Origin of the sequence: Myceligenerans indicum, assembly GCF_016742955.1 — a bacterium.
Taxonomy (GTDB): Bacteria; Actinomycetota; Actinomycetes; order Actinomycetales; family Cellulomonadaceae; genus Myceligenerans; species Myceligenerans indicum.
Genome location: NZ_JABBYC010000097.1, coordinates 1 through 5582, shown reverse-complemented (window position 1 = coordinate 5582; position 5582 = coordinate 1). Strand labels below are relative to the sequence as shown.

3 rRNA genes are annotated in these 5582 nt (G+C 57.9%); all 3 read right to left on the bottom strand.

Annotation, left to right across the window (positions count from 1 at the left end):
* Positions 1-9: 9 nt before the first annotated feature.
* Positions 10-127, bottom strand: a 5S ribosomal RNA gene (rrf, locus tag HGK34_RS21785).
* A 143-nt stretch (positions 128-270) separates the two neighbouring features.
* Positions 271-3403: ribosomal RNA gene (locus HGK34_RS21780) — 23S ribosomal RNA — on the bottom strand.
* Between the two features lie 507 nt (positions 3404-3910).
* Positions 3911-5435 (bottom strand): 16S ribosomal RNA (locus HGK34_RS21775).
* The 16S, 23S and 5S rRNA genes sit together here, the layout of an rRNA operon.
* Between the last annotated feature and the right edge of the window lie 147 nt (positions 5436-5582).

Here is a 5582-nt window from a genome sequence, read left to right as displayed (position 1 = left end):
TGAAAGGGAGTCCGGCGGCGTCCTACTCTCCCACCCCCTGTCGAGGGCAGTACCATCGGCGCTGTAGGGCTGAGCTTCCGGGTTCGGAATGGAGACCGGGCGTTTCCCCTACGCTATGACCGCCGTAACACTATCGAGTTAACCAACCAGTCCAAGCCTCCCCGCCCACCTGCCCTCTCCCGCAAGAAGAGAGGACTATCGAGGCAGAGGGGTGTCGGTCGTTTCTCGGGAACCGTACAGTGGACGCGAACACGCTCACAAAGAGAGTGGTTGTTGAGGTTGTCGGCAGATTAGTACCGGTCAGCTCCAACCATTACTGGTCTTCCACCTCCGGCCTATCAACCCAATCATCTATTGGGCGCCTTCCCACACAAAGTGTGGTGGAGTCTTCATCTTGAAGCAGGCTTCCCGCTTAGATGCTTTCAGCGGTTATCCCTTCCGAACGTAGCCAACCAGCCGTGCTCCTGGCGGAACAACTGGCACACCAGAGGTTCGTCCGTCCCGGTCCTCTCGTACTAGGGACAGCCCTTCTCAAGACTCCTACGCGCGCAGCGGATAGGGACCGAACTGTCTCACGACGTTCTAAACCCAGCTCGCGTACCGCTTTAATGGGCGAACAGCCCAACCCTTGGGACCAACTCCAGCCCCAGGATGCGACGAGCCGACATCGAGGTGCCAAACCATGCCGTCGATATGGACTCTTGGGCAAGATCAGCCTGTTATCCCCGGGGTACCTTTTATCCGTTGAGCCACCACGCTTCCACAAGCCATGGCAGGATCACTAGTTCCGACTTTCGTCCCTGCTCGACCTGTCAGTCTCACAGTCAAGCTCCCTTGTGCACTTGCACTCGACACCTGATTGCCAACCAGGCTGAGGGAACCTTTGAGCGCCTCCGTTACATTTTAGGAGGCAACCGCCCCAGTTAAACTACCCACCAGGCACTGTCCCTGATCCGGATCACGGACCGAGGTTAGATGCCCGAAGCGATCAGAGTGGTATTTCAACGACGACTCCACCCGACCTGGCGGCCGAGTTTCACAGTCTCCCACCTATCCTACACAAACCGCACCGAACACCAATACCAAGCTATAGTAAAGGTCCCGGGGTCTTTCCGTCCTGCTGCGCGTAACGAGCATCTTTACTCGTAGTGCAATTTCGCCGAGTTCGCGGTCGAGACAGCGGAGAAGTCGTTACGCCATTCGTGCAGGTCGGAACTTACCCGACAAGGAATTTCGCTACCTTAGGATGGTTATAGTTACCACCGCCGTTTACTGGGGCTTAAATTCTGGGCTTCACCCCGAAGGGCTGACCCGTCCTCTTAACCTTCCAGCACCGGGCAGGCGTCAGTCCGTATACATCGTCTTGCGACTTCGCACGGACCTGTGTTTTTAGTAAACAGTCGCTTCTCCCTGGTCTCTGCGGCCTTCACCGCTCACGCACCGCAAGGGTGCTTCACGGATCCGGCCCCCCTTCTCCCGAAGTTACGGGGGCATTTTGCCGAGTTCCTTGACCACGATTCGCTCGATCACCTTGGTATTCTCTACCTGACCACCTGAGTCGGTTTGGGGTACGGGCGGCTAGAACCTCGCGTCGAGGCTTTTCTTGGCAGCAGAGGATCACCGCGTTCCCACCTACGTGGTCACCATCAGTCCTCACCCTTCACACCCCGCGGATTTCCCTACGGAGCAGGCTACAACCTTGGACGTGGACAACCATCGCCACGTGCGGCTACCTTCCTGCGTCACCCCTGTTAACACGCTTACCTACTACCGGATCAGGTCCCACGCCTCCCTTGCGGTACAGTCCGAAGACTGTGGTGCAAGCTCGGGATGGTTAGTATCACCGGACTCGGTATGGACGGTTCTTCGCCGGTAGGAGAATATCAACTCCTTGTCCATCGACTACGCCTGTCGGCCTCGCCTTAGGTCCCGACTTACCCAGGGCGGATAAACCTGGCCCTGGAACCCTTGGTCATTCGGTGGACGGGATTCACACCCGTCATTCGCTACTCATGCCTGCATTCTCACTCGTACAGCCTCCACAGCTGGGTCACCCCGCCACTTCAATGGCTGTACGACGCTCCCCTACCCAACCACACCACTGACAGTCACAGACTGTAATGGCTAGCTATCACGCTAAGTGTGGTTGCCACGGCTTCGGCGGTGTGCTTGAGCCCCGCTACATTGTCGGCGCGGAATCACTTGACCAGTGAGCTATTACGCACTCTTTCAAGGGTGGCTGCTTCTAAGCCAACCTCCTGGTTGTCTGAGCAACTCCACATCCTTTCCCACTGAGCACACGCTTAGGGGCCTTAGCCGGCGATCTGGGCTGTTTCCCTCTCGACCCACGGAGCTTATCCCCCGCAGTCTCACTGCCACGCTCAACTTACCGGCATTCGGAGTTTGGCTGACGTCAGTAACCTTGTCGGGCCCATCGGCCATCCAGTAGCTCTACCTCCAGCAAGCAACACGTGACGCTGCACCTAAATGCATTTCGGGGAGAACCAGCTATCACGGAGTTTGATTGGCCTTTCACCCCTAACCACAGGTCATCCCCCAGGTTTTCAACCCTGGTGGGTTCGGGCCTCCACACCGTCTTACCGGCGCTTCACCCTGCCCATGGCTAGATCACCCCGCTTCGGGTCTAGACCCGGCGACTGGACCGCCCTATTCGGACTCGCTTTCGCTACGGCTACCCCACACGGGTTAACCTCGCCACCGAGCACTAACTCGCAGGCTCATTCTTCAAAAGGCACGCCATCACCCCTACATGCCCCACAAGGAGGCGGAGGCTCTGACGGATTGTAGGCACACGGTTTCAGGTACTATTTCACTCCCCTCCCGGGGTACTTTTCACCTTTCCCTCACGGTACTGGTCCGCTATCGGTCATCAGGGAGTATTTAGGCTTACCAAGTGGTCTTGGCGGATTCACACGAGATTTCACGGGCCCCGTGCTACTCGGGACACCCTCCACCAGGCCACGTCATTTCGCCTACAGGACTACCACCCTCTACGGTCCGGTATTCAACCCGGTTCGGCTACAACGCGACTTTCTCACTGGCCGGAACCCTGTCAGAGGCTCCCAGAGGATCCCACTACCCCGCACACGCAACGCCTGACAACTTGACACGCGCACGGTTTAACCTCATCGGCTTTCGCTCACCACTACTCACCGAATATCTCTTCCTGCCGGTACTGAGATGTTTCACTTCCCGGCGTTCCCCCCTACACCCTATGAATTCAGATGCAGGTAACCGAACATGACTTCGGCTAGGTTCCCCCATTCGGAAACCCTCGGATCACAGCTCGTCTGCCAGCTCCCCGAGGCTTATCGCAGGCTACAACGTCCTTCGTCGGCTCCTGATGCCAAGGCATCCACCCTGTGCCCTAAAAAACTTCAACAACACTACGCAGAACACACCAGAAAACTGGCATGTCCAGAGATGCTCGCGTCCACTATACAGTTCTCAAGCAACGAACGAACCCACCAACACCAGACGACCAACCCGACCACCAGCCCCTCCACCCGGAGAAGCCACGACCCGGCGGTATCGCCCACGCCAGCGACCCGAACCTTCCAGAAACACCCACCCACCAGACCACCACCCGAACACCACCCCCCACACAGGAGGACGACACCCGACAGTGACGATCCCGCGGCCGGTTGCCTCAGGACCCAACAGTGTGCTTGCCAGACCCACCCCCGACCAGACCCGACGTTCCCACCAGCCTCACAGCCGGCGTACTAGCCAGACCCACCCGCAAGCAGACCCTTCGTCAATGTTCCACCCATGAGCAACCACCCACGACACACTCGGCCGTGGCATGGCCCGAACCCCGATCAGGGTCCTGGACCCCACCCACCCCGCACCACGTGCGAGGCCACGAGCAGGGCCAAACGCTCCTTAGAAAGGAGGTGATCCAGCCGCACCTTCCGGTACGGCTACCTTGTTACGACTTAGTCCCAATCGCCAGTCCCACCTTCGACCACTCCCCCCGGAAAACCGGTTGGGCCATGAGCTTCGGGTGTTACCAACTTTCGTGACTTGACGGGCGGTGTGTACAAGGCCCGGGAACGTATTCACCGCAGCGTTGCTGATCTGCGATTACTAGCGACTCCGACTTCACGGGGTCGAGTTGCAGACCCCGATCCGAACTGAGACCGGCTTTTAGGGATTCGCTCCACCTCACGATATCGCAACCCTCTGTACCGGCCATTGTAGCATGCGTGAAGCCCAAGACATAAGGGGCATGATGATTTGACGTCATCCCCACCTTCCTCCGAGTTGACCCCGGCAGTCTCCCATGAGTCCCCGGCATAACCCGCTGGCAACATAGGATAAGGGTTGCGCTCGTTGCGGGACTTAACCCAACATCTCACGACACGAGCTGACGACAACCATGCACCACCTGTACACCGACCTTACGGAAACCACATCTCTGCAGCTGTCCGGTGCATGTCAAGCCTTGGTAAGGTTCTTCGCGTTGCATCGAATTAATCCGCATGCTCCGCCGCTTGTGCGGGCCCCCGTCAATTCCTTTGAGTTTTAGCCTTGCGGCCGTACTCCCCAGGCGGGGCACTTAATGCGTTAGCTACGGCACAGAACAGGTGGAACCTGCCCCACACCTAGTGCCCAACGTTTACGGCATGGACTACCAGGGTATCTAATCCTGTTCGCTCCCCATGCTTTCGCTCCTCAGCGTCAGTAACGGCCCAGAGACCTGCCTTCGCCATCGGTGTTCCTCCTGATATCTGCGCATTCCACCGCTACACCAGGAATTCCAGTCTCCCCTACCGCACTCCAGCCTGCCCGTACCCGATGCCAGCCCGAGGTTGAGCCTCGGGTTTTCACACCAGACGCGACAGACCGCCTACGAGCTCTTTACGCCCAATAATTCCGGACAACGCTTGCGCCCTACGTATTACCGCGGCTGCTGGCACGTAGTTAGCCGGCGCTTCTTCTACGAGTACCGTCACCCGAAAGCTTCTTCCTCGTCGAAAGAGGTTTACAACCCGAAGGCCGTCATCCCTCACGCGGCGTCGCTGCATCAGGCTTTCGCCCATTGTGCAATATTCCCCACTGCTGCCTCCCGTAGGAGTCTGGGCCGTGTCTCAGTCCCAGTGTGGCCGGTCGCCCTCTCAGGCCGGCTACCCGTCGACGCCTTGGTAGGCCATCACCCCACCAACAAGCTGATAGGCCGCGAGCCCATCCCCCACCAAAATTCTTTCCAACCCCCACCATGCGGCAGAAGCTGAATATCCGGTATTAGACCCCGTTTCCAAGGCTTATCCCGAAGAGGGGGGCAGGTTACTCACGTGTTACTCACCCGTTCGCCACTAATCCACCCAGCAAGCTGGGCTTCATCGTTCGACTTGCATGTGTTAAGCACGCCGCCAGCGTTCGTCCTGAGCCAGGATCAAACTCTCCGTAAAAGAAAACACTCTTCACAGAGTTTTACTGATACTGGCCAGACCAAGCTGAACTGCTCGATCCGATCCAAAACATCCCCCACAACGAGGGACAAAATTTGGCATTGACTATCAAGCACACTGTTGAGTTCTCAAACAACCGACGCACAC